The 25608-nt window shown below is 53.2% G+C and carries 25 protein-coding genes and 1 other RNA gene; 22 read left to right on the top strand and 4 right to left on the bottom strand.

Annotated features, from left to right (window positions below):
- Positions 1 to 18 precede the first annotated feature (18 nt).
- The 6 genes from dnaG to rnpB all read left to right on the top strand — a co-directional run bounded on the left by dnaG (position 19) and on the right by rnpB (position 6367).
- Positions 19 to 1863: a DNA primase gene (gene dnaG, locus GZH47_RS05880; protein WP_162639147.1), complete on the top strand. Its 1845-nt coding sequence runs from the start codon at positions 19 to 21 to the stop codon at positions 1861 to 1863.
- 32 nt (positions 1864 to 1895) lie between these two features.
- Positions 1896 to 3020 carry an RNA polymerase sigma factor RpoD gene (rpoD, locus tag GZH47_RS05875; protein WP_162639146.1) on the top strand — a complete coding sequence of 375 codons (1125 nt, stop codon included), beginning with the start codon at positions 1896 to 1898 and terminating at the stop codon, positions 3018 to 3020.
- Between the two features lie 446 nt (positions 3021 to 3466).
- On the top strand, positions 3467 to 3961 hold the full coding sequence (locus GZH47_RS34020) for a hypothetical protein (protein WP_225446374.1): 495 nt from the start codon (positions 3467 to 3469) through the stop codon (positions 3959 to 3961).
- A gap of 1 nt (position 3962) precedes the next feature.
- A complete protein-coding gene (locus GZH47_RS05865; protein ID WP_162639144.1) occupies positions 3963 to 4742 on the top strand; it encodes a tRNA (adenine(22)-N(1))-methyltransferase in 780 nt (259 codons plus the stop codon).
- Positions 4718 to 5839, top strand: coding sequence for a Nif3-like dinuclear metal center hexameric protein (locus GZH47_RS05860; protein ID WP_162639143.1), 1122 nt, complete (start codon positions 4718 to 4720; stop codon positions 5837 to 5839). The genes GZH47_RS05865 and GZH47_RS05860 overlap by 25 nt, the downstream gene beginning before the upstream one ends.
- A 122-nt stretch (positions 5840 to 5961) precedes the next feature.
- Positions 5962 to 6367: RNase P RNA component class A (gene rnpB / locus GZH47_RS05855), an RNA gene on the top strand.
- A 266-nt stretch (positions 6368 to 6633) separates the two neighbouring features.
- Here rnpB and GZH47_RS05850 read toward each other — a convergent pair.
- Positions 6634 to 8514, bottom strand: a complete 1881-nt coding sequence (locus GZH47_RS05850; protein WP_162639142.1) for a S8 family peptidase — start codon at positions 8512 to 8514, stop codon at positions 6634 to 6636.
- Positions 8515 to 8715: 201 nt separating this feature from the next.
- On the opposite strand from GZH47_RS05850, the gene GZH47_RS05845 reads away from it, so the two are divergent.
- The 8 genes from GZH47_RS05845 (at position 8716) to GZH47_RS05810 (ending at position 16414) form a co-directional block, all read left to right on the top strand.
- The gene (locus GZH47_RS05845) at positions 8716 to 9216 is read left to right on the top strand and encodes a YpuI family protein (protein WP_162639141.1); all 501 of its coding nucleotides are present in this window, start codon (positions 8716 to 8718) and stop codon (positions 9214 to 9216) included.
- Positions 9217 to 9269: 53 nt separating this feature from the next.
- Complete coding sequence (locus GZH47_RS05840) at positions 9270 to 9482, top strand: DUF1540 domain-containing protein (RefSeq protein WP_162639140.1); 213 nt, start codon at positions 9270 to 9272, stop codon at positions 9480 to 9482.
- A gap of 6 nt (positions 9483 to 9488) precedes the next feature.
- A complete protein-coding gene (locus GZH47_RS05835; protein ID WP_162639139.1) occupies positions 9489 to 9905 on the top strand; it encodes a DUF4190 domain-containing protein in 417 nt (138 codons plus the stop codon).
- Between the two features lie 898 nt (positions 9906 to 10803).
- A complete protein-coding gene (locus GZH47_RS34495; RefSeq protein WP_162639138.1) occupies positions 10804 to 11502 on the top strand; it encodes a lytic transglycosylase domain-containing protein in 699 nt (232 codons plus the stop codon).
- 172 nt (positions 11503 to 11674) lie between these two features.
- Positions 11675 to 12844: a cysteine desulfurase family protein gene (locus tag GZH47_RS05825; protein ID WP_162639137.1), complete on the top strand. Its 1170-nt coding sequence runs from the start codon at positions 11675 to 11677 to the stop codon at positions 12842 to 12844.
- A gap of 7 nt (positions 12845 to 12851) precedes the next feature.
- Entirely contained in the window at positions 12852 to 14072 is a 1221-nt protein-coding gene (gene thiI / locus GZH47_RS05820) for a tRNA uracil 4-sulfurtransferase ThiI (RefSeq protein WP_162639136.1), read from the top strand.
- 223 nt (positions 14073 to 14295) lie between these two features.
- The gene (locus GZH47_RS05815) at positions 14296 to 14895 is read left to right on the top strand and encodes a TetR/AcrR family transcriptional regulator (RefSeq protein ID WP_225446373.1); all 600 of its coding nucleotides are present in this window, start codon (positions 14296 to 14298) and stop codon (positions 14893 to 14895) included.
- A gap of 22 nt (positions 14896 to 14917) precedes the next feature.
- Positions 14918 to 16414 (top strand): MDR family MFS transporter, encoded by a 1497-nt coding sequence (locus GZH47_RS05810; RefSeq protein WP_225446372.1) that lies wholly within the window; start codon positions 14918 to 14920, stop codon positions 16412 to 16414.
- A 107-nt stretch (positions 16415 to 16521) separates the two neighbouring features.
- Here GZH47_RS05810 and GZH47_RS05805 read toward each other — a convergent pair whose 3' ends face one another.
- Positions 16522 to 17232, bottom strand: coding sequence for a TerC family protein (locus GZH47_RS05805; protein WP_162639133.1), 711 nt, complete (start codon positions 17230 to 17232; stop codon positions 16522 to 16524).
- Positions 17233 to 17433: 201 nt separating this feature from the next.
- Here GZH47_RS05805 and GZH47_RS05800 point away from each other — a divergent pair, with 201 nt between their 5' ends.
- From GZH47_RS05800 to GZH47_RS05770, 7 genes are all read left to right on the top strand, one after another.
- A complete protein-coding gene (locus tag GZH47_RS05800; protein WP_162639132.1) occupies positions 17434 to 18105 on the top strand; it encodes a TerC family protein in 672 nt (223 codons plus the stop codon).
- A 95-nt stretch (positions 18106 to 18200) separates the two neighbouring features.
- Positions 18201 to 18683 carry a hypothetical protein gene (locus tag GZH47_RS05795; RefSeq protein ID WP_162639131.1) on the top strand — a complete coding sequence of 161 codons (483 nt, stop codon included), beginning with the start codon at positions 18201 to 18203 and terminating at the stop codon, positions 18681 to 18683.
- Positions 18684 to 18761: 78 nt separating this feature from the next.
- Positions 18762 to 20603, top strand: coding sequence for a translational GTPase TypA (typA, locus tag GZH47_RS05790; protein ID WP_162639130.1), 1842 nt, complete (start codon positions 18762 to 18764; stop codon positions 20601 to 20603).
- Positions 20604 to 20733: 130 nt separating this feature from the next.
- Positions 20734 to 21033 (top strand): YlaH-like family protein, encoded by a 300-nt coding sequence (locus GZH47_RS05785; RefSeq protein WP_162639129.1) that lies wholly within the window; start codon positions 20734 to 20736, stop codon positions 21031 to 21033.
- A 3-nt stretch (positions 21034 to 21036) separates the two neighbouring features.
- Positions 21037 to 21309: a hypothetical protein gene (locus GZH47_RS05780; RefSeq protein ID WP_162639128.1), complete on the top strand. Its 273-nt coding sequence runs from the start codon at positions 21037 to 21039 to the stop codon at positions 21307 to 21309.
- A gap of 14 nt (positions 21310 to 21323) precedes the next feature.
- A complete protein-coding gene (locus GZH47_RS05775; RefSeq protein ID WP_225446371.1) occupies positions 21324 to 22328 on the top strand; it encodes an LCP family protein in 1005 nt (334 codons plus the stop codon).
- 78 nt (positions 22329 to 22406) lie between these two features.
- Positions 22407 to 22859 carry a PNPOx family protein gene (locus tag GZH47_RS05770; RefSeq protein WP_162639127.1) on the top strand — a complete coding sequence of 151 codons (453 nt, stop codon included), beginning with the start codon at positions 22407 to 22409 and terminating at the stop codon, positions 22857 to 22859.
- Positions 22860 to 22950: 91 nt separating this feature from the next.
- Here the strand turns inward: GZH47_RS05770 and GZH47_RS05765 are convergent, their stop codons facing one another.
- Complete coding sequence (locus tag GZH47_RS05765; RefSeq protein ID WP_318653424.1) at positions 22951 to 23514, bottom strand: YhcN/YlaJ family sporulation lipoprotein; 564 nt, start codon at positions 23512 to 23514, stop codon at positions 22951 to 22953.
- Positions 23515 to 23652: 138 nt separating this feature from the next.
- On the opposite strand from GZH47_RS05765, the gene GZH47_RS05760 reads away from it, so the two are divergent.
- Complete coding sequence (locus GZH47_RS05760) at positions 23653 to 24984, top strand: PhoH family protein (protein WP_162639125.1); 1332 nt, start codon at positions 23653 to 23655, stop codon at positions 24982 to 24984.
- On the opposite strand, the gene GZH47_RS05755 is transcribed toward GZH47_RS05760, so the two are convergent.
- A complete protein-coding gene (locus GZH47_RS05755; protein ID WP_162639124.1) occupies positions 24981 to 25445 on the bottom strand; it encodes a hypothetical protein in 465 nt (154 codons plus the stop codon). The genes GZH47_RS05760 and GZH47_RS05755 overlap by 4 nt on opposite strands.
- Between the last annotated feature and the right edge of the window lie 163 nt (positions 25446 to 25608).

Below are 25608 nucleotides of genomic sequence, written 5' to 3'. Positions count from 1 at the left end.
AGGATGAAGGTGAAGTATATGGCTTACGAGAAAATACCGGATTCCGTCATTGAAGCGGTGCTGAAGCATCACGATATCGTCGAAACGGTAGGAAAGTACGTTCACCTCTCGAAGCACGGGAAATACTTGAAAGGGCTTTGCCCGTTTCATTCTGAGAAGTCGCCGTCGTTTACGGTCACCCCGGAGAAGGGAATCTTCTATTGTTACGGGTGCGGCAAAGGCGGCAACGCCATTAAGTTCATCGAGGAAATCGAAGAGTATTCGTTTCCCGAAGCTATTCGCGTCATGGCGGAAGAAGCCGGAATTCCGATGGCATGGTCCGGTTCGCAGGATGGGGCAAGGAACGAAGGCAACGGAGAACGCGACAAGCTGGTTCAAGCCCATGAACTGGCTGCCAAGATGTATCATTATCTGCTGATGAATACGACGCACGGTCAGCCTGCGTTGAAGTATTTGCGGGAACGCGGCGTGACGGATAAGCAGATCGATCAATTTCTAATTGGCTATGCGCCTCCGGAATGGGATTTGATTGCACGCTTTCTGGAGAAACGGGAGTTCGACTCTTCTTTGATGGAGAAGGGCGGACTGCTGATCGGAAAGCAAGACAAGAGCGGGTATATCGACCGCTTCCGGGATCGAATCATGTTTCCGATTTGGAACCGCGACGGCAAAGTCATTGCGTTCGCCGGAAGGATGCTCGGAGAGGGACAGCCCAAGTATTTGAACTCTCCGGAGACGATGCTGTTCAACAAAAGCCGGAATCTGTATAACTTTAACCAAGCCAGGGTCGCGCTTCGCAAGAGCAGGCGAGTCGTGCTTTTTGAAGGTTATATGGATGTCATCAAAGCTTGGAGCGCCGGCGTTCACAACGGAGTCGCTTCCATGGGCACGTCTTTGACCGAAGAGCACGCGGCGGTTTTGCAGCGCAATGCGGACGATGCCGTCATTTGTTACGACGGTGACAATGCCGGACAAGCCGCGGCGCTGAAGACGATTCCGATTTTGGAGAAAGCGGGGCTGAGGGTGCAGGTAGCGCTGCTGCCCAAAGGCATGGATCCGGATGAATATATCGAACAGCAGGGCGCGCAGGCGTTCATGCGAGAGGTAATCGAACATCCGGTTTCGGCTACAAAATTTAAATTACTATATGCAAAGAAAAACCATATACTCCTAGAAGAAGAGGGACAGAAAAATTACTTGCTTGAAGCCGTGCGCATCATTGCTGTACTGGATTCACCGACTGAGCGGGAATTTTATTTGAAAGAGCTGTCCCGCGAGTTCGATATGTCTTTGGATTCATTGAAGCAAGACTGTTTTGCGCAGCGGCAGCAGCTTCAAAAAATGAAACCGCAAAGGGATAATAACGACAATTCGTGGAATAATGGTAGGAATGAAAACCGTGAAAACCGTCGTACATCCTCTGCACCGCACGTCATGCCCGCGTATCAGGTAGCCGAACGCAAGCTTCTTGCGCAAATGCTGCAAAGCGCGGACATCGCGAATTCCGTGCACCAAAAGCTTGGAGAAGCTTTTCATGTCGAGGATCACGCAGCGCTTGCTGCTTACTTATACGCTTATTATGCGCAAGGCCATGATCCGGATGTTAGCCGGTTTATTGCATCGCTCCAGGATGACCGTCTCGAACGGGCCGCCGCTTCCATCTTGATGATGGACGATGACATGCCATTCGACGAGCAGCTGCTCGACGATTACGTGAATGAAATCGTTAAAGTACCTAAGCTTCGCGAGATCGAACAGAAAAAAGAAGCCATGGTGCGTGCGGAACGGTCGGGAGACATGCTGAAAGCGGCACAAATTGCAAGTGAGATTATAGCCCTAGAGAGACAGCTTAAAGGTCGGTAGGATGATCGTTCTAGGGAGGAGGGAGTCGGAATATGGCGAATGATCAACATACTGAATTGGATACTGAACAGAAGCTGGAACTCGTCAAAGAACAGCTGATTGAACACGGTAAAAAGAGATCCTCCCTTACGTACAAAGAAATTATGGAGAAGCTTTCACCGTTCGATCAGGATCCGGAACAAATCGATGAGTTTTTTGAACAGCTTGACGATATCGGCATTGAAGTCGTGAACGAGAACGACGATCTTCCGATAAGCAACCGGGATGATCAGGAACGCGAGCATGACGACTTCAACTTCGATGATGACTTGGCGCTACCGCCCGGCATTAAAATAAACGATCCGGTACGGATGTACCTGAAAGAAATCGGCCGCGTACCGCTCTTGTCTGCCGATGACGAAGTCGAACTGGCGAAACGCATCGAGCATGGCGACGAAGAAGCCAAACGCAGACTGGCTGAAGCAAACCTCAGGCTCGTCGTCAGCATCGCGAAACGTTACGTTGGACGCGGCATGCTCTTCTTGGATTTGATTCAAGAGGGTAACATGGGCTTGATCAAAGCAGTTGAGAAGTTCGACCATACGAAGGGTTATAAATTCAGTACGTACGCAACTTGGTGGATCAGACAAGCGATCACGCGCGCCATCGCGGACCAAGCGCGTACGATCCGGATTCCGGTTCACATGGTCGAAACGATCAACAAGCTCGTTCGGGTATCCCGTCAATTGCTTCAGGAGCTGGGCCGCGAGCCGAGCCCGGAAGAGATTGCGGCGGAAATGGATCTGAGCACCGAGAAGGTTCGGGAGATCATGAAAATCGCGCAGGAGCCGGTTTCGCTCGAGACTCCGATCGGGGAAGAAGACGATTCGCATTTGGGCGACTTTATCGAGGATCAAGAGGCGCTTGCTCCGGCGGATGCGGCGGCTTACGAGCTCTTGAAGGAACAGCTGGAGGACGTGCTGGATACGCTCACCGAGCGTGAAGAAAACGTGCTTCGCCTTCGCTTCGGACTCGATGACGGCCGTACGCGCACCTTGGAAGAAGTCGGCAAAGTGTTCGGCGTCACCCGTGAACGGATTCGTCAAATCGAGGCAAAAGCGCTTCGTAAACTTCGTCACCCTTCCCGCAGCAAGCGGCTGAAGGATTTCCTAGAATAACCTTCGAGACCTTACTGCGCAAGCAGCAAGGTCTTTTTTGGAAGTTCAGTGCTGCACCGCTATAGCTTCAAGCATGCCATCACCACGTTCAAAGTGAGGGACAACAGGCCGATATGGATCAGGAACGCCGCAGAGCGATTGTGAAAGAAATCGAACATTGGCAGCGAACGAAATTGCTGCCCGAGCAATATTGCGATTTCCTGCTTAATTTGTATTTGGACGAAGGGGAAACCCGTACGCCGACGACATTCACGGGTAGAGCAGCGGTTGTCGTTAAGGGAGCTTCGGCGAAACAGTGGCTCCTTACATTTGGAATTTTTTCCTTGATTTGCTTTGTTGTTCTTTATTTTAACGTTTTTCATCCGCTATTGCAAATTGCACTGTCGATGTCAGGCGTATATGCCATGCTGCTTATAGGTCAAAAGTATCGCCACAAAAATGAGTCTATGGGACTAATTTTTATTGGGGCGGGCATGCTGCTGATGCTTGGCTCAGGCCTCTATATGCTCGATCTGCATGAGCTGCATGAATGGGGCTGGAAAGCAGGGCTTTTGTCGGCATGCGCGCTCGTATGGGTAGCGTTCGGCATTGGCGCAAGAATACCGCTGCTGCATCTTTGCGGTTGGATGGCCTCGTTCCTTGTATATGCCTGGCTGCTGTCGAACAATACGGATGAGCCGAAATGGTATGAAATTCAGCTGTACTGGCTGCCGCTGTCATTCGTATTCGGCTGGAGCAGCTGGTTCGTCCAGCGCTGGTCGAAATCGTCGGCTTCGATTCTTTTCATTGCCGGTGCTGCGGCATGGTTTATGCCCGAGCTGTACTCGGCGATGTTCGGGGACGATACGAGCGGTTTACAATTGGCTTTAATCATCAAAATCATCGCGGGAGGCGTAATGCTCTTCTCGCTGCGAAAACAATGGATTGCGTGGGTTGCTTGACATGATAAAGTTATCAAAACGATTACAAACGATTGCGGATCAAGTTACGGCAGGAGCGCGTACAGCGGATATCGGTTCCGATCATGCGCTGCTTCCCGTATATTTGCTGCAATGCGGCAAATGTCCTTCGGCGATTGCCGGGGAGCTGAATGAAGGCCCGTTCCAAGCAGCAAGAAGGCAAATTGCCGAGGCGGGGCTTACGAAAGCAATCGAGGCAAGACAAGGGAACGGCTTAGGCGTCCTGAAGCCTGGCGAAGCGGATACGATTACGATTGCCGGAATGGGCGGCGCCCTGATGGCGGATATACTGGAATCAGGACGACTGGCGGGTAAGCTTGCTGGTGTCAGAGAGCTCGTGCTGCAGCCGAACGTCGGCGAGGAAATCGTCCGCAAATGGCTGGTGGAGCATGGTTTTGTGCTTCAGGACGAGACGCTATTGGAAGAGGACGGCAAGATGTACGAGGTGCTTCATGCGCTTCGTGCATCGGACAGTCCGAAGGAAACAACGAATGAAACGCTGTATGATCCCGGTTTCTTGGCAGTTTCGCTGGAAACGGAGCAGAAGCGGAATTGGCTTTATCGTATGGGACCTTATTTGCTGCGTCAGCGCGCGGAGCTGCTGGATAACAAATGGCGGCATGAAATCGGCAAGCTGGAGCGCATCTGCAAGCAGCTGGAGCAATCCGACCTTGCGGAATCCCGCGATAAGCAGACGCAGCTGCGCCAAGAGATCAATGCGATCGAGGAGGTGCTGTCATGTTTGCGAACGGACAAACCGTAGTCCAGCTTCTTGAACAGCTGGCACCGAAGCATATTGCGATGGAAAACGATAAAATCGGACTGCAGCTGGGAACGCTGCAGAAGCAAATAACGAAGGTGCTGGTGGCGCTCGACGTCACGCCCGAGGTCGTGGACGAAGCGATAGCAATCGGAGCAGAGCTGATCGTCGCGCACCATGCCATCATCTATCGGCCGATTGCCAAGCTGGATACATCGACGCCTGCCGGCAAGCTGTACGAGAAGCTGATCAAGAACGATATTGCCGTCTATATTGCGCACACGAACCTTGATGTCGCAGACGGCGGCATTAATGATTGGATGGCCGATATGCTGGGAATCCCTGCGGAAGGCCGCTCCTCATTAGAGGACGTGCATACGGACAAGCTGTATAAATTGGTCGTATTCGTGCCTCAAACGCATCACGAGCAAGTGCTGCAAGCGATATGGAATGCAGGAGCCGGTCAAATCGGCGATTACAGCCACTGCAGCTTCAATATCGACGGCGTAGGCACGTTTAAGCCTGGAGACGACGCCAAGCCGTTCATCGGCGATACCGGGCGTCTGGAACGCGTTCAGGAAGTCAGAGTAGAAACAGTCGTTCCGCATAGCGTTCATCGGAAGGTCGTTCAGGCGATGCTGAAGGTTCATCCTTACGAGGAAGTCGCGTACGACCTGTATCCCGTGGAGCTGAAGGGACGCGTATTCGGCTTAGGCCGAGTAGGCAAATTGCCTGCAGCTGTTAAGCTGGGCGATCTGGCGGAACAGGCGAAGACGGCCTTCGACGTGCCGGCGCTGCGGCTCGTTGGAGACCCGGAACGTCTCGTGCGCAAGATAGCCGTACTTGGGGGATCAGGCTCCCGATATATCCGCCATGCGTCGTTTGCTGGCGCGGACGTGCTCGTAACGGGAGACATCGATTACCATACCGCGCAAGACGCGCAAGCCGCAGGCCTTGCGATCATCGATCCCGGTCATAACATCGAGAAGCTCATGAAACCGCGTTTGGCCGAATGGCTTCGTCAAGAGCTGCAGCAGCGCAAATACGCGACGGAGGCCGCAGCGTCGCAAATCAATACGGAAGTTTTCCGTTTTCTCTAGAAAATAGAAGGGGAACTTCCTGAAGATGGCGGTTTTCCCTGCCCGCGGGCAGGGAACGCGAACCAAACTTCGCTTCCGCCTTGAGGTTTGCCGCAGTTCCTAGTATACTGTTGAATACACGGAAAGTTTGACAGACAATCGCTGGCGGCTTCGTGCCGCGAGAGGAAAGTCCGGGCTCCATAGGGCGATGATGCTGGATAACGTCCAGTCGGCGCGAGCCGAAGGATAGTGCCACAGAAATGGACCGCCGATGGCTGCGTCTTGACGCAGCACAGGCAAGGGTGGAACCGTGGTGTAAGAGACCACGAGGACCGTTGGTGACAACGGTGCTGGTAAACCCCATCTGGAGCAAGACCGAGAGAACGCAGCAGCTTCGCGCTGCATCCCTGCCCGGGACGCGTTCGGGTTGGTCGCTTGAGCTGATTAGCAATGATCGGCCTAGATAGATGATTGTCGCTTCACAAGTGGAAGGGTAGTTCCCGTTATACCACGCGAAGTACAGAACCCGGCTTACGGCAAGCTTTCCATATGCTCAAATAACCCGCAAGGCATTATGCCTTGCGGGTTATTTCGTTGTTAAAGCTGATTGGTTTGCGTTTGCGTCGCGAGACGGAAATGCAGCATTCAGCTAAGGGCTGATTGGTTTGCGTTTGCGTCGCGAGACGGAGATGCAGCATTCAGCTAAGGGCTGATTGGTTTGCGTTTGCGTCGCAAGACGGAAATGCAGCATTCAGCTAAGGGCTGATTGGTTTGCGTTTGCGTCGCGAGACGGAAATGCAGCATTCAGCTAGAAGTTAGCTGTATTTGCGCGCGATTTGCTCCAGGCGGCGTTCCACCTGCTGCGGGAATTGCTGCAAGGACACCTTCGACTGGCGCGCTTCCAGCAGCGCGCGGTCGATGTCGATCAGCCCGTAACCGAAGTACTTGTCTTTGCCTTTATTTCCTAGGTCCTGCGCCGATTTGCGAATAATGTCCATCACCTCGGTGTTCTTCAAATCCGGGTTAATAGAGCGGATGAGCCCCGCAAGGGCGGCGACGTGCGGGCTTGCCATCGACGTGCCGGACAGGGCGGCGTATTGGCTGCCTGGATACGTACTGGCGATGCTCATGCCGGGCGCGGCGACGTCGATATAGTCGCCGTAATTGGAGAACTCCGAACGCGCGCCGTCCGCATTCGTGGAAGCGACTGCGAGCACCTCCGGATACGCAGCCGGGAAGCCGGGGCGTTCCGTATTGTCGTTGCCGCTTGCCGCGACTAGGACGACGTCTTTATCGTAGGCGTACTTGATGGCATCGTGCAGGAACTGGGCTTCGGCATAGTTGCCAAGGCTCATGTTAATGACCTTGATGCCATGATCGGCTGCCCAGATGATCCCTTCGGCGACCGAATACGTAGAACCGGCGCCGCTTGCATCGAGCACCTTGATAGGCACGATTTTGTTATACCAGGTTAACCCTGCAACGCCTTCGCCGTTATTGACGGAAGCCGCGATGATTCCGGAAACATGCGTCCCATGCCCAACATCATCGTCAGGAGGGCTCGTTTCGTCGACCAAATTGGTGCCTTCTTCGATTTTTCCGACCAGATCCGGATGATCTGCTTGCACGCCGGTATCCAATACCCCGATCAGCACCTGGTCGCTGCCCTTCGAAACCTGCCAGCCCTTCTCGGTCTCGATGACAGGCAAATTCCATTGGTATTGCGAGTACAGCGCGTCATTCGGAATGAAATCCGTATCCGTGCTTGCCGGATTGGCGTTCATGTTGACCGTTCCCGTATCGTTCGTCATATACAAATAGTGCGGTTCCACATAGACGACGTTACGGTTGCTTTTGAAATAACGCATCATATCGTCCGCTTCCATAACGCGGGACCGGAATACATACGTATAGCCAAGCTTTTTCGTCGAGAGCGCCGTAATGTCCCGCTGAATCTGAGCCATTTCGTCGGGGGACGGATGCAGCCTGAATCTGACGACGACTTCATTAATATGGTAATGGCTGGCGTTACCGTTATCTTCGCCATTCTTGACCGTAATGTCGACGGTGGAATTCGGCTTCACCGATTCGATTTTATATTTGCCTTCCGCCGGATAAGGGACGAGTCGGAGGTTTCTCCGCTGATGATCTTGGACTTTCATGACAATATCCTGCAGCAGAACGCCAACGATGCCGTCGCCTTTGTGAACCGTGTCAGCTTCGCCGATCACCATATAACGGTGTCCGTTCGCTTGCAGCGGAGAGGAGGCGAAGTCTTTGCCAGCCAAGACGTTACTCTTCGCTTGGCGTATTAGCGTGTCCAGCTTCGAAGAAGAAGGCTTGGTGCCTTCCGCTATGCTGCCGTCTTGATGATGCCACCACACGTAGACCATCTGTTTGTGCATGCGCATCATATGCTGAAGATGCTGTTTGTTCATGGGCATCGCCGCTTCGTGCTTGATCAGCTTCTGGAAATTACGCGAGCACTCGGTCGTGCACAACAAAGCGGTTTTATTCATATCGGATTTCACGGTAGCCAGCTTGAGCTGATGTTCTTTGTGCGCCGACATCGTGTTCATCTGGGCTTTCTTGTCCTTATCGCTCGGAGCATGGCCGCCGAACCATGGGGTGAGCGGTATCAGCAAAGCGACGGCGGCAATCACAGCGAACCAGCCGATCCATTTACGTCGTGTCATTTCGATCATTTCCTCCCTGATTGGCGCTGCAACGCAAAGTCGCGGAACTTCCCGCATCGCCTCTTGACCATAGGGTAACGTGACCGGAAGGAAAATATACGGCTCCGACGTTTTATTCGAGAGTACCATCTATCTCGCATTTGTGGTACGATGTTGATGATTTAAGTATTGTTCGCGACGATGAAAGGGGATCTACCAATCATGCCTTCGACTAATGTAAAAGCGATTAGCGAATCAACGAGAGACAAACTAAAACTTGCCATCAGCCAACTGGAATCGTTTCTGAACGAACACGCTCTTCCGCAGCTTACCGCTGAAGACCAAGGAAACGAATCAGAGCTTTTCTATAAAGGATTGCTGTCTGATCTTCGTCATATGCTTGTTTTCTCCGAAGTGGCGTATGAGAAGCTCGGCGTGGCGCTGAGAAGACCGAATTTCGATACGGATTTCGCGGAACGCGCGCTTTACGAAGTTTACCACCAATGTGTTAATGCATTTTTCTATCCGAAGAACGAATGTTATTCCGAAGACGGCCGTTACGCTTACACGGGACAAGATGCAATTCGCTTCCGCAAGAAACCGGTTCGTACGGCACGCGATATCGTATTGTCCGTATCCAAGCTTTTCGAAGAGCTTCGCGACGACCTGGCCTATTACGAAAGCGATTATATGACCCAACGCCGTATGCAAGGACAAAAATAAGGCAGACATAAATCACCCCCGGTACGGGCAACTTGATACCGGGGGTGATTTTTATGCCGAATGGCGTAAGCTGCAGCGTTGCTAACTGCTCCTTCTGGAAAGACGGGAACCAGTGCGGCGCGGACAAAATTCAGGTCGATATCGACCGCCATGCCAATGTTGATTTCGGGTCCGAATTCGCGGACGAAGGATTCGTTCACGACCATCAAGACGAAGCATCGAACAGTGCGTCCACATGTTGCCATACCTTTAAACCAAAGGAGTGAGGCCGATTGGAACGCGAACGTGAGTCACACGGAAAGTTCGAGCATAGTCCGCATGACGACTCGGCAACGAACCCGCTGTACCATATCGACAGGGATGCGTATAACGAGGAAGCGGCAGCCGAAATCGCAGTACCGAATGCATCGATGAGGGACTATTATCCGGATCGCAAAACGACGCGGATAACAAACGATGCCGTTCGAGAAACCAAATCAGCCGGCGTGGCCACAGGCTGGGCAGCACTTATTCTAGCCGTCATGTCATGGATCGTCTGGCCGATCGTGCTGGGCGCAACGGCAGTCGTCGTCGGGTTCATCGCTTATTGGCAAGGGGCGCGAGGTCTTGGAATAGCGTCCATTACGCTTGGCGCAATCGCTGTAGTTGCTTACTTGGTCCTTGTTCCTTTATATTATGCAATCACCTGAATACTCCCGGCGAAGGCATTCCCTTCGCCGGTTTTTTATTTTTGTAAAGCATTAAAAGGTTTTGGGTTCGGGTTTTGGGTTCGGGTTTCGGGCATCAAGCCCGGCAAGAACGCCGCCTGAAAAGTGTGTCCGCCTCAGCGGACGAAAACGAGCCAACAGCCAAAGTAACGTCGAAGACGGCCCAAGCAGCAGGCAAGCCCAAATCGGGTCCAGGGACGGAGTCCCTGGGGTCCCCCTTAGGAGAAGGGGGATTTAGGGGGATGTGAAAAGGGTTTTGAAAAGGTTTTAAAAGTATTGAAAAGGTCGTGAACTGGTTTTAAATGGTTTCGGGCATCAAGTCCGGCAAGAACGCCGCCTGAAAAGTGTGTCCGCGTCAGCGGATGAAAACGAGCCAACAGCCAAAGTAACGTCGAAGACGGCCCAAGCAGCAGGCAAGCCCAAATCGGGTCCAGGGACGGAGTTCCTGGGGTCCCCCTTAGGAGAAGGGGGATTTAGGGGGATGTGAAAAGGTTTTGAAAAGGTCGTGAACTGGTTTTAAATGGTTTCGGGCATCAAGTCCGGCAAGAACGCCGCCTGAAAAGTGTGTCCGCGTCAGCGGACGAAAACGAGCCTACAGCCAAAGTAACGTCGAAGACGGCCCAGGCAGCAGGCAAGCCCATACCGGGTCCAGGGACGGAGTTCCTGGGGTCCCCCTTAGGAGAAGGGGGATTTAGGGGGATGTGAAAAGGGTTTTGAAAAGGGTTTTGAAAAGGTTGTGAAAAGGTTTTGAAAGAGTTGTAAACTTGTTTGCCAAGGGTTTGGGACTAACGACTCACTGGCTAAAACATCCAGCAGGATGTAAAATAGTGTTAATCTATGTCGAATGACAGCATATGACTGTGGAGGGACGAAACGAGACATGAGCATTGATCCGCGAATTATGACGCAGCTTTTGAAGCTCCAATTGATGCCAAGCCTGGATTTGAACGGCAATGAGAACGTCTTGTCCGCGACGACGGGGACGGACGGTTCCTCGATGTTCGATTCGCTGCTTCAGCAATATATGGCCGGCGGATCGGGAAGCGATCCTACGACCCTCAATGGTGATTTGAATACCGCAGGCTTGATGTCCCTCGGAAGCTTGAGTTCGCTGGCGCCTTTGTTGAGCAGCTTGAACCAGCAGCCGGATACCGTCAGCGGGTCGGGCGATTACGATGCGATCATCGATCAAGCAGCAGCGAAATACGGAATCGATCCGTCGCTGATCAAAGCGGTTATACATACGGAATCCTCTAATAATCCGAATGCGGAGTCGGCTTCCGGCGCCAAAGGCCTTATGCAGCTTATGGATGGCACCGCGCGCAGCTTGGGCGTAACGGATTCGTTCGACCCGCAGCAGAATATTGAAGGCGGCACGAAGTTTCTCGCGTATCTAATGAACAAATACGGCGGTAACGAGCAGGCTGCCTTGGCGGCTTATAATGCCGGCCCGGGCCGGGTTGACCGCGCCGGGATCCAATCGAACAGCGACTTCCAAGCGCTGATGAGCCGGCTGCCGGAAGAGACGCAGCGCTACGTATCGAAAGTGCTGAACGCGCAAACGGGCTATACGGTTTAACGAGCCAACCACACGAACGGCATACGGAAAACACAAGATCACGGGGAAGCTGAAGCGCCGTCGAAACGACCGCCTTGGCCTCTTGCGTTGATCTTTTTCGTTTCTATGCGATACTAATAGAATCCATGTGATTTTTTATTTTATGAAGCAAGACGGAAAGGAAGCTTAAACGATGTATTATTTCGATCACTGCGCATCGACCCCGCCGCATGGGGATGTGATTCGCACAATGGCTGAAATCATGGCCAAGCATTATGCGAATCCTTCCTCGCTGCATCGGAGCGGGCAAGAAGCGCGAAATTTGCTGGAACGTTCCAGATCGGTTATCGCCGGCTTGTTTGCAGGTACCGAAGCAAACGATTGGCTGTTCACCTCAGGCGGCACGGAAAGCAACAATATCGCCATTGTCGGCGCAGCCCGCAGTTTAGCCCGGAACGGGAAACATATCGTTACGACTGCCATCGAGCATCCATCGGTCTACGACACATGCAGACAGTTGGAGCAAGAAGGCTGGACCGTGACGTATCTGCGCGCTGACGAGACCGGCGTCGTATCCGCTGATGCGGTGGAGGCTGCGCTTACGGACCAAACCTCTCTCGTCAGCGTGATGCATGTTAATAATGAGGTCGGCTCCGTGCAGCCGATCGCGGATATCGGACAACGGCTGAAGAGTCGCGGCAATATTGTCTTTCATGTGGATGGCGTGCAGAGCGTCGGCAAACTCCCGATTGATCTCGTCGGCAGCCGGGTCGACTTGTTCTCGGCAACCGCGCATAAAGTGGGCGGTCCACGAGGCGCCGGACTGCTCTACATTCATCCGAGGCTGCAGCTTGCCCAGGTCTATCGCGGTGGCGGGCAAGAGCGCGGTCTTCGTCCAGGCACGGAGAACGTTCCGGCAATCGTGGCGGCCGCCAAGGCATTCCGGCTTGCGATCGAGAGTCAGCCCGCAAGAGCCGAACGGATGTATGCCCTCAGGCAACGTTTGATTGCATGCTTGGACGGTATTCCGGAATTGATGCTCAATGGCAGCAGAGATACAGGGATTGGCGGCAAGGCTGCTCCGAATATCGTTCATTTCTCGTACCCCGGCATGAAACCTGAAGTTATCGTCCACATGCTGGAGCAGCATGAGATTCTGACGTCCACCAAATCGGCTTGTTCTTCGAAGAGCGATGAGCCGAGCAGAGTGCTGTTAGAAATGGGACTGCCTAGGGAGCGGGCATCCAGCGGAGTCCGCGTTAGTTTCGGGGACGAGCATGGAGACGCCGAAATCGAATGGCTGTGCAGCACGCTTGAGATGGTCGTGCAAAAATTAAAACCGTTGGAACGAAGAGAGGATTAACGACAACATGAATCCGGATATGATATTGATTCGTTTCGGCGAATTTACAGTGAAGGGGAAGAACCGCGATCGATTCGACCAACGGATCATGGCGAAAGTGAAACGGGCTGTGTCGGATTTTCCTCGCGCGGAGATTACCCGTGCTTACGGCAGAATCTATATAACGCTGAACGGCGAACCTTACGAGGCAATGGCGGTGAAGCTCAAATCCGTATTCGGCATCGCTTCGTTCAGTCCGATTCGCCGAACGGTCAACGAGCTAGAAGCGATTCGCAGCGCGGCGCTCGACGTCATGCGTGCGCTGCCGAAGCAGCCGGATACGTTCAAAGTGTCCGTGCGCCGCGTGGATAAAGGATTTCCGCATGATTCCCAGGAAATGAACCATTTGGTAGGCGGACATGTGCTGCGCGAGCTCCCGGGACTCAAAGTCAATGTCCGTGAACCCGAAGTAGAGCTCAAAGTCGAAATTCAGCCCGAAGGCACCTACGTATTCAGCAGCGTCGTTCAAGGCGCCGGCGGGTATCCGCATGGCACGAACGGCAAGGCACTGCTGATGCTCTCGGGGGGAATCGACAGTCCCGTAGCCGGCTATCTCGCGATGCGCCAAGGCTTGGAAATCGAAGCCGTCCATTATCACAGCTATCCGTTTACGAGCGAGCAGGCGAAGGAGAAGGTTATCGAGCTGGTCCGCATCTTGTCGCAGTTTACGGGAAGCTCCATTAAACTCCATCTCGTCTCGTTCACCGACATTCAGACGGCCATTGCCCAATGCGACCATAATTCGCTTATCATAACGCTGATGAGAAGGTCGATGCTGCGCATCGCCGAGCAGCTGGCCGGGCAGCGCGAAGCGCTTGGCATCGTGACCGGAGACAGTCTTGGCCAGGTCGCAAGCCAGACGTTGAGCAGCATGAATGTGATCGGCCGGACGACGGAGCTCCCGCTTCTGAGACCGCTGATTACGATGGACAAGAACGAAATCATTCGCATAGCCCGCCAGATCGGAACGTTCGAAACGTCCATTCTGCCTTACGAAGACTGCTGCACGTTGTTCGTGCCGAAGAATCCGACGACCAATCCGAATCTCGGGATCGTCGAGAAGGCCGAGGAGAGCATTTCCAATCTGGATGAAATGATTCTTCAGGCGGTGGCGACGGTGGAGACGTTGACGATACGCCCGGATATACGGACTGCAGTGGAGACGGCCGGCCAAGACGATTGGTTTTAATCGCCGGTATGAGGTAAGCAGTCGCCAGTAAGACACCACACAACAACAGAACAGGGCTGTCCTTACAAATCATTTTCCAGAATGATTTGCAGGGGCAGCCCTTTTGGCATTGCATCATAGGCGCTGCCCAAAGGAAGAATAACGTTGACAGGCAGAGGCGTTTCAAGGTATATTAAACACTGTTTTAAACGATGTTTAAATCTTTGTTTAATCGTGAAATGGAGTGATTCACTCGACAAGGGAAAAGATACTTGCCGCCACCTTGGCACTGATTAAAGCCGAAGGCATCGATAAGGTGACCATCCGCAAAATCGCCAGTGCAGCCGAAGCGAACGTCGCGCTCGTCAATTATTACTTCGGTTCGAAGGAGAAGCTGATAAGCGAAACGCTCAAACTCCAGCTCGCCTCGTTCCAAGAGGCTTTCTCCATATTTGACGAAATCGGACTGCCGCCACTTGAACGGCTCAAGCGATTTTTGCTTGCGTACACGTCGTCGCTGCAGGAACATCCCGAACTCATCAAGCGAGTGCTCGGCCAGGAACGAATGTTCGAGTCCCAATTGGAGTATGCGTCATTCCTGAAAAGCCAGGGATTCGATAAGCTGGGCGCGGCTTTGACAGAAATCATCGGTCCGTCTAGCCGGGAGAAGCTCCTGCTCGTGACGCAGCAATTGTTTGCGGCTATTCTGTCGCCTATCGTCAAAGCCAGCTTTTCGAATGAACACAAATCGATGCAAGGCGAAGGATTCGTCATTACAGCATCGGTCGAAGAGCAAATCGATTTATTCTTGGATCATTATTTCTACAAATATACCGCTCACTGAGCAGAAAGCAGAGGCAAACACCATGTCCGCTCGACCGCAAAAGCTATCCCCGACGAATGGCGGAGACGACTTCTCGTTGAAAGCCATTCTTCCGCCGCTGCTCGCCATTATCGTTGGTATGATCATGGTTATTTTGGACAGTACAGTCGTTAACAACGCCATACCTAAGCTTGTCGAATATTTCGATACCGACCTGAAGACCATTCAATGGACGGTAACAGGCTATACGCTTGCCTTGTCCGCCGTAATTCCGCTTGCGGGCTGGCTGACGGACAAATTCGGTTCCAAACAAATCTTTCTAATTACGATCACGCTGTTCACGATCGGTTCCGTTCTGTGCGGCATCGCGCAGACGCCGGAACAGCTCATCATTTACCGCGTCATTCAAGGCTTGGGCGGCGGTATGGTTTCTCCGATCGGGATGGCGATGGTCTTCAAGCTCGCTCCGCCCGAACGCCGCGGATCCATTATGGGCGTGCTCGGCATTCCGATGCTGATGGCGCCTGCATTCGGTCCCGTACTGTCCGGCTGGCTGGTCGATTCCGTCAGCTGGCATTGGATCTTCATCATCAACTTGCCGATCGGCATCATAGCGTTTATTCTCGGAACCAAATATTTGCCGAAATCCGAACGTCATGCAGCTCCTCATCTGGACATCATCGGGATGTGCCTTGCGCCGATCGCTTTCGCGATGCTGGCTTACGGCGTGAGTGAAGGCGGCACGAGCTGGTCTTCGACCTCGGCGATTACGGGCTTGACGGTTGGCGGCATCGCCTTGATTCTGTTCATCTTCGTGGAACTGAATCAGAAGCAGCCGCTTCTGGAATTGAAAGTGTTCAAATCCTCGGATTTCACGCGCAGCATCATCTTGACCTGGATCGTGCAGCTTGCGCTGTTCGGCGCCATGCTGCTCGTTCCACTGTACCTTCAAGGCGTTAAAGGCTACACCGCGCTGGAAACGGGCTGGATTCTGATGCCGCAGGCACTCTGCGCAGGTATCGGCATGCCGATCAGCGGCAAGCTGTTCGATAAAATCGGCGCTCGGCCGCTCGCCTTCGCCGGTCTTGCCGTCGTAGCCGTCGCGTTGTTCATCCTGTCGGGCGTCAAAGTCGACACGAGCCTGTGGGTCATTATCGTTGCGATCTGCATGATGGGTATCGGCATGGGCTTCTCCATGATGCCGCTCAACACGCATGTGCTCAACTCGGCGCCGCGCCGCCTTGTAAGCCGCGTAACGCCGCTTACGACAGCGGCGCAGCAAGTCGTCGTATCGTTCGCTGTTGCCGGCTTAACAGGCTACCTGACGTCGCAAATCACGTCTCATGCCGCAAGCGCAGGCAAGGATGCGAATCCGTTGACGGCCGTCGTTGCCGGTTATGGCGATACGTTTTTCTTGTCCGCCTGCATCGCGACCGTAGGCGTGGCGCTCTCCTTGCTTCTTCGCAAGCCTCGTCTGAAGGAAGAAGATCAAGCATCGGACGGCAACGCTCCGGATCCGGCTATGATGATGGGGCACTAATCGTTCCAGGAAACGTCATCGCAAATTCAAAAAAAATCGCCCTTCGCTAACAGCGAAGGGCGATTTTGCGCTCCATTGATTGTCCGGGTAAATGAAGGCCTTGCTTCTTAATGCGATTCTTTTCCGTTTTCCAACTGCGCGGCTTGGCGCCGGCTGCTATTGCGGCTGTTCTGCCAAAGCCCGACAACGATGACGGCGATGACGACGAGAATCATGAACGCCCATTCGAATGCCGGATTGCGATTGAAGACATCTTTCAGCTGTTTCTCGTGCGTAATCATCTTGGCGGCCGTATAAGCGATGACGCCGGAGCCGACATAAACGATCCATGGGAACCGCTCGATGATCTTAATGAACAGCGTGCTGCCCCAGACGACGATCGGGATGCTGATTATTAAGCCAAGAACGACCAGCGGGATATTGCCGTGACCGGCTCCTGCGACTGCGATGACATTATCGATGCCCATCGCGGCGTCGGCGATTACGATGGTGCGCACGGATTGCCACAGCGTGCTGCCGGCCTGAATGTTGTCGTGCGTATCCGAATCGACGAGCAATTTGTAAGCGATCCACAGCAATAGAACGCCGCCCGCGACCATAAGCCAAGGCACTTTAAGCAAGTAGACGACGAGCACCGTAGCTATAGCCCGTATGGCGACCGCGCCGACCGTCCCCCACAGGATGGCTTTTTTCTGCTGATCCGAAGGCAATTTGCGGGCCGCAAGGCCGATCACGATGGCATTATCTCCGGCAAGAACAAGATCGATGAAGACAATCGTTAACAGTGCAGTGAAAAATTCGATCGAGAACAATTCCATGGTCTTTCAACACCCTTTCTGCTTGCGAGGAACTTTCTCGTTCATACGGGGGAAGAAGCGAAAGGATTCAAAAAATGCAAACATAAGCTGTCCGCTTGGGACATACCGTTCATAGACGGGGTGCTTTCTTTGAAAACCACTGCGTTTATAGGACGGCGGCAGCCGTTTCACGTTGAATATTCAACTTGGGAGGCGGACAAATTGGACAGCCTGGTCGTATTCGTTCAAATTATGTTTATTAACGTACTGTTAAGCGGTGACAACGCCGTCGTCATAGCGCTGGCAAGCCAGCAGCTGCCGCCCGCGCAGCGGCGCAAAGCGGTGATGTGGGGGGCAGCGGCGGCAGTGGGGCTTCGCTGCGTGCTTACGCTTGTCGCTCTTACTCTCCTGCAGGTGCCGTATCTTCAAGCCGCCGGAAGCGTCTTGCTGTTCTTGATCGCCGTCAAGCTCATTATGGACGCGTCTGCCCATGCCGAGGAATTCCATGCCATGCGCAAGGTCAGATCGCTTGCGGGGGCAGTACGGACGATCGTCATTGCGGACTTTATTATGAGCCTCGATAATGTACTGGCAATCGCTGCCGTTGCCAAAGGCGAACCGATTCTCATCATGCTCGGAATCGTGCTCAGCATTCCGATGATCGTTTGGGGCAGCCAGCTGCTCAGCTCCATACTGCGGAAATTCCCATCGCTGGTGTATATCGGGGGCGGGCTGCTCGGCTATGCGTCGGGCGAAATGCTCGTCCATGACCCGGCCATCCACCGGATATTGGCGGAAAACGCGGCAATAATGATTAAGGCGATTCCAATATTGCTCATCCCATTCGTGATTATTGTGGCATTGCTGCGAATAAAAAGTGGGCGTAACCTATAATTTTCAGTAATTTGCAGTACTTTCACTGGTTTTTTGCCTCCCGTTCCATTACACTAGTAAATGTTAAAAAAGTGTCGAGAGAAAGGAACTTAGGCATGTCGAAAAATCAATACACCGTCGGACTGCTGTTTTTAATTGCCGGCGCTGTGATTTTACTCGGAAAACTGGGGCTGTTTGCGTTTATCGGCACAAACTTCTGGCCGCTTTTTCTGTTGATACCCGGCATTTTGCTGCACGTGCTGTTTTTCGGACGATTGCTGCCTCCGTACGTACTGATCCCCGGGGCGATTTTGACGATTAACGCCTTTATTTTCTTCTTTAGCATGGCGTCTGGCTGGAGCAACATGCAGTACTTGTGGCCTTTTATGATCCTCAGCGTCGCAGCCGGATTGTACGAATATCACCTTTTCGACACGTACCGTCCGAAGTTTCCGCTGACGCTCGCGATTGTGCTGGCGCTGGCGGCAGTGTCATTTTTCATTATCATGCTTGTATGGGGTTGGGGGTTGTACATCATTGCCGCCTTCCTGATCGCGGCCGGCGCATGGCTGGTTGCGGGACGCAAGGCCCGTTGGTAAGCCTGCAATGGTTTGGCACGGTTTATGATGCGCTGTAGTAAACAGACTATAAATAAAAAGTGGAGTGGATAACTTACAATGCAAGCCAGAGAAAACATCAGAAATATCGCTATTATTGCGCACGTCGACCACGGCAAAACAACGCTCGTCGATAAGCTGCTTCAACAATCCGGCACGTTCCGCGACAACGAAACCGTCCAAGAACGCGCGATGGATTCCAATGATTTGGAACGGGAACGCGGCATTACAATCTTGGCTAAGAATACAGCAGTCAACTACATGGATTACCTGATCAACATTGTTGACACACCTGGACACGCCGACTTTGGCGGCGAAGTGGAACGTATCATGAAAATGGTCGACGGCGTATTGCTGGTCGTCGATGCGTTCGAAGGCTGCATGCCGCAAACGAAATTCGTACTTCGCAAGGCGCTCGAAAGCAACTTGACGCCGATCGTCGTATTGAACAAAATCGACCGTCCTAACGCAAGCCCTGAGCAAGTCGTGGACGAAGTATTGGATCTCTTCATCGAGCTTGGCGCGAGCGACCAGCAGCTGGAATTCCCTGTCGTTTACGCATCCGCATTGATGGGTACGGCGAGCATGAACGTGGAGAAGCAGGACGAGAACATGCAGGCGCTCTACGAAACGATCATCGAGCGCATTCCGTCCCCGACGGAAAGCATCGAAGAGCCGCTGCAATTCCTCGTAACGCTGCTTGATTATAACGAATACCTTGGCCGTATCGCGGTCGGACGCGTCAACCGCGGTAAAATCCGCCAAGGCCAAACGGTCGCGGTCATTAACCGCGAAGGCATTACGAAACAAGCGCGTATCGAGAAGCTCTTCGGTTTCCAAGGCTTGAAACGGGTAGAGGTTGAAGAAGCGGGCGCGGGCGATATCGTCGCGATCGCAGGTATCCGCGAAATCAACATCGGCGAAACAATCGCTGATCCTGCAAACCCTGAGGCATTGCCGGTTCTGAAGATCGACGAGCCGACGCTGCAAATGACGTTCCTCGTCAACAACAGCCCGTTTGCGGGCCGCGAAGGCAAATGGGTTACGTCCCGTAAGCTTCGCGAACGCTTGTTTAAAGAATTGGAAACCGACGTTGCGCTGCGCGTTGATGAAACCGACAGCCCGGATGCCTTCGTCGTATCCGGCCGCGGCGAGCTTCACCTGGGGATTCTCATCGAGAATATGCGCCGTGAAGGCTTCGAGCTTCAAGTTTCCAAGCCGGAAGTTATTATTAAAGAAATCGACGGCGTGAAGAGCGAGCCGTACGAGCGCCTGCTCATCGACGTACCGGAAGAAAACATGGGCGCCGTCATGGAAAGCCTTGGTTCGCGTAAAGCCGAAATGGTCAACATGGTCAATAACGGCACTGGCCAAGTCCGCATCGAGTTCATCATCCCGGCGCGCGGCTTGATCGGCTACAGCACGAACTTCCTGACGCTGACGCGCGGTTACGGCATCATGAACCATGCCTTCGATAACTACGGCCCGCTTGCCGGTACTTCCGTCGGCGGACGTCATCAAGGCGTGTTGATTTCCAGCGAGACCGGCGTAACGACATTCTACGGCATGATGGGCGTGGAAGACCGCGGCGTGTTGTTCCTGGAGCCGGCTACGGATGTTTACGAAGGCATGATCGTCGGCGAACATAACCGCGACAACGACATCATCGTTAACATCTGCAAAGAGAAAGCACTGACGAACGTGCGTTCCGCAGGTAAAGACGACACGGTCCGTTTGAAAACGCCGGTTCTGTTCTCCCTGGAGCAAGCGCTGGAATACTTGAACGACGACGAGTATTGCGAAGTAACACCGAAATCGATCCGCCTGCGCAAGAAGCTCTTGAATAAGAGCGAGCGCGAACGTGCGGAGAAACAACGCAAAACCGCCCAAGCAGGCGTTTAAGCATTTCCTGAACATACGCTTTGACGGAGGCAGGGCAACGGACTTCCCATTCGGGATATCCGTTGCCCTGCCGTTTGCGTCAAGCCGATAGATATGCTATTTATAGAATAGACAAAGGAGGAGAACGCACGTGCAGCACTGGCTTTCGCAAAACCCGTTTTTGACGTACATCCTTATCCTCGCGTTTATTATTTATATTTTCAACGCAGTGTTTCGCGCTTCGAAGCGACTGCCGATCCTGAAGGAAATTCTCGTTCATTTGATCATGGTCATCGGCGCGTTCGTTTTGTTTATCCTTCAGGATTTCGGCCTGCCGATTCTCCAATGCATGGCGGTCGCCGTCTTCATGATGCTGCTGCTTCGCGGCAGACAGATCTATGACAGGATCAAAGCGAGACGCAGCAGCAGTTCCGACACGGAAGGGGTATAAACAGTGCGGTTGGAGGATGCCCTATTCAATTGGCTTCAAATTCAGCTTGTCGCCGAAGAAAGGCCCGAGGACCGCGCAGCTGCGGACACCCGCGACTTCTTTCTCGAAATCCTGACGGACGATCATGGTGTAACGAACTTGCTCGTACATAAGACGGACGACACGATGATCCATTTGAAGTATGACAAGGATGGCCGAACGAAGCTGCAGATGTACCCCCGCGAAGCCGCGGAGCAGCTCTTAACAGACATCAACCAGAATCCGAAATACAACTGACGAAGGTGGATAACATGTCAAGGAAGGCAACGCACGCCGTACGACCGAAGAAAAAAAACTATTGGCCGCGCCGCATCATGGTTGCCCTTCTCGTAGGGCTTGTCGGAGTCGCATGCTACCTTGGCTATTTGGTGTATGTATCCAAAGATGCGCTGAAAGATATTACGACAGATGCCGACCCGACTGTTGTGGTTGCGCCTGAGAATTCCGTAAAAGTAAAACCGGTCACGTTAATGCTGCTGGGCATGGACACGCGGAAGAACACCGGAACGCTGAACACGGACGTCATGATGGTCGTGGCGATGAACCCGAAGACCAAGTCCGCCGTAGTCGTCTCCATTCCTCGGGACTCCCGCATTCAGGTGAACGGCTATAATACCCGCAAGGCGAACGCGTATTATGCGAATTTCCTCAGGCAGGAGCATAACGACGGCCTGAAGGACAAGGAAGCCGAGCAGGCGGCGAAGAAGGGCATGCGCTCGATGTTCGGCAAGTTCTTCGACGTTCCGATCGACTATACGACGATGATTAACTTCCAAGGCTTCTCCGACGTCGTGGATGCGCTCGGCGGCGTAACGGTCGACGTCGATATGGACATGCATTACGTCGATAAGGCAGACGGTACCAACATTAATTTGTCCAAAGGCCGTCAAAAGCTGATGGGCGACGATGCGCTTGATTTCGTGCGTTACCGCAAGTCGAACGACGGTAAGAACATGTCCAGCGACTTTGACCGCAACCAGCGCGAGAGCCAGGTTCTTGGCCAAATCGCCGACAAGCTGAAGTCCTTCTCCGGCGTTACCAAGATTGGCAGTGTCATTAAGGCGGTTGGAAACAATCTGCGGATGGACATCCCGGCCGGCGAGGTTACGAACCTGCTCAAAACGTATTACGGCATTAGCGGAAGCGACATTACGTTCATCCCGCTCGAAGGAACTTGGAAGAGTCCTTACGTTTATTTGGATGCGGCGAAACTGCAGGCAGCGAAGGATGCGCTCAGCGCAAAACTGGCTGAATGACGGTGGAAGAGCGGACACTGCTATGCTATAATGGGTGCATCGGAGCATTCATGACACTGTGAGCAAGGAGGGCTGCGGATGACCGAACCCGTCACATTACTCTCTGACGAATTCTATGGCGCACTGAACGACAAACCGTTCGTTCTTCTGCACACCATCGATACGGACAGCGGATCACCGACGTCCAGCGCAATCTCGTGGATTTATGCGGTCAACCGTACCACGCTGCGATTTGCGATCGACGGCCGTTCGCGCTTGTCAGTGAACATGACTTCGAAAGCCGAAATAAGCGTTACCCTGTTTGCGCCAGGAACCGTTCAAACGATCTACGGCACAGCAAGGCTTGTTTCGGAAGCATTGGAAGATGTACCTTTTAAGCTCGTCTGCTTTGACGTTGACATCACGGTTATCCGCGATGCGATGTTTTACGGCGCGCGCTTGTCCGCTCAGCCGGACTATGAGAAAACGTACGATCAACGAGCTGCGGACAAACTGGATGGACAGGTGTTTGCGGCCATGAGAAAAGCCTAGTGAAACTTCACTAGGCTTTTTCTGTCTAAATATAAGGAAGTATAAATTAGCTATACTGACTTATATTTCTAAGGAAGCGATTCTTCTTGTGTTACGGCTTCTCGCGATTCATGCGGCTGTTCACGCGAGTGCCGGTATCCATTTTGTGTTCCATGTTTGGTTTGTTTAAGGCTTTCGGTTCCGCGATCGGCTTCACGTCCCGCGGGATCTGCGGCACGATCCGGCCGATAATGTCCGCCATTTCTTCGCCGAAACCGGCAATCGGGCGGCCGCGTCTAATATCGGCTCCGAGCTCGTTCAGCCGCGAGGAGATGTCGATGTCCGCGGTGACGATGGCGTCGATGCCGTAAGGATCCTTGTGGAACGCCTCCGCTACGGCGTATTTGACGGTGCCGACGCGGGAACGGTCTAAGTTGCCTGCAACGTCGATGCCGACGACGGCTGTATTTTTAAAGACGACGCAGTGCGCGCCCTTAACCCCTGGTACGTGACGCGCCAAGTTCTCTAAATGCGCGGCGACTTGCTTAGGGCTGCTTATTTGTTTCTTTTGCGGGGCGCTCTGCTGCGCTCGAATGCGTTGATCATTCTGCGGAGAGGGTGATGTTTCATTGCGGGCGACAGTATTACAACCTGCTGCCAGCATACAAAGGAGCATAGCGGGCACCAGCCATTTCCTCATATTCGCCACCTGACCTTTCTAAAGTCTGCATCTTTTGTTCAAGCATAGTTTACCTTGAAGCGGGTTCCGCTATGTACGCCTTTGAACGAAATTCCAACGCCAGGAGGGCTCACGATGAAAAAAATATTCGTGCTCGACACCAATGTACTGCTCCATGACCCGCAAGCGATCTTTGCCTTCGATGATAATGAAGTCATAATCCCCGCGGTGGTGTTGGAAGAAATCGACTCGAAGAAGAGGCTCGCGGATGAGCTTGGCCGCAATGCAAGGCATGTTTCCCGCCTGTTGGACAATATGAGAGAGAGCGGGCATTTGCATGAAGGCATCGTGCTGGATAACGGGGGCGTACTGAAGGTTGAACTGAATCATCGAAGCTTTATCCGCGTGCAAGAAATGTTCGGGGAAATGTCGAATGACAATCGGATTCTTGCGGTTGCCTTGAACTATCATCTCGAAGAGCAGGATAAGGGGAGTGCCCGGCCGGTCATTATCGTCAGCAAAGACGTGCTCGTTCGCATCAAGGCGGATGTGCTGGGGATCGAAGCGCAGGATTATCTGTCCGATCAGGTCGTACTGCCATCCGAGGTATACGCCGGCTATTTGACGCTGAAGGTGCATCCCTCGGTGATCGACGAATTTTATACGTACCGGTTTCTGACGATCAAAAATTTGCTGCTGAATCTACGGTTGCAACCCAACGAGTTCGTTATTCTGAGAGACGAAATGGGCACCTCGAAGTCCGCGCTCTTGAAAGTAAGCCAGGATGGGGCGAGGCTGGAACCGCTATACTTAAGCAACGATCCCGTGTGGGGCATCACTGCCCGCAACGCCCAACAGCGCATGGCGCTGGAACTGCTGTTAAACGACGATATTCCGCTCGTGACGTTGACCGGCAAGGCAGGAACGGGCAAGACGCTGCTGGCGCTCGCCGCAGGGCTGATGAAGGTGGAGGATGAGCATAAATACAAAAAACTGCTGATCGCGAGACCTGTCGTGCCGATGGGCAAAGATATCGGCTATTTACCGGGAGAGAAAGAAGAGAAGCTGCGTCCGTGGATGCAGCCGATTTACGATAATTTGGAGTTTCTGTTCGATACGAAGAAGTCCGGCGACATCGACAAGATCCTGATGGGGCTCGGCAGCATCCAAGTCGAGGCGCTTACTTACATCCGGGGAAGATCCATTCCGGGTCAATTCATCATCGTCGACGAAGCGCAGAATCTGACCCGCCACGAGGTGAAAACGATCGTTTCGCGCGTTGGCGAAGGCAGTAAGATCGTGCTGATGGGCGATCCGGAGCAAATCGATCACCCCTATCTCGATTCCATCAGCAACGGGCTCACGCATATCGTGGAACGGTTCAAGCAGGAAGGCGTCAGCGGGCATATGACGCTGGAGAAGGGCGAGCGCTCCAAGCTTGCTCAGCTGGCAGCGGATTTGCTTTAGACGGAAGCCGGCAGGAAGATTTCGAAGGCACAGCGATAAGCGCGGGCAATGCCTGCGAGCAAATCAACCTGATGACGGTCGACGGCGAGCAGCCGGCGGCCGTCTTCTTGCGTTAACGTCGCTATGGCATGCTCATCGGCTTGCTCGAGCGCCGATTCGAACTCCGCAACCGGGTCGTCCCAGGGGGCAAGTTGGACAACGGCGACAAGTCCTCGATCGAGAAATACATTCCCTTCATGCGTTACAATGCCGTAATCCGTGACTATTCGTTCGTTCGGCAGCCAGCCGGAGTCGAGCTGCAGCCAGGTTCCGCGCTCGCAAATGACGTTATATTCGTCCGAGATACGTTCGATCGCTTCGCAATCTTCAGCGGTACGTACGAACAAGGTCGTTTGATGACGGTCCTTCAAGGTGACGGCATCCGCGATGTCTTGGATGAGCCGTGCGTAATAAGTCGGCATCCTATCCTCCTGCAGCAACAGGTCTACACTGTAAACAGTAATCAAGGGCAACATTCTCCTTCCGACGGTCGTCCATTAAGTATGGCGAATATCGGCAAGGGAAGCAATGAAATCTATACAGACAAAAAAACGCTTTCTTGCTACAATGAAAGTTAGCCATTAA

This window comes from Paenibacillus rhizovicinus (assembly GCF_010365285.1).
In the GTDB taxonomy this organism is placed as follows: domain Bacteria; phylum Bacillota; class Bacilli; order Paenibacillales; family Paenibacillaceae; genus Paenibacillus_Z; species Paenibacillus_Z rhizovicinus.
Note: the sequence above shows the minus strand (reverse complement) of the source record. Positions and strands in the feature narration are given on the sequence as shown.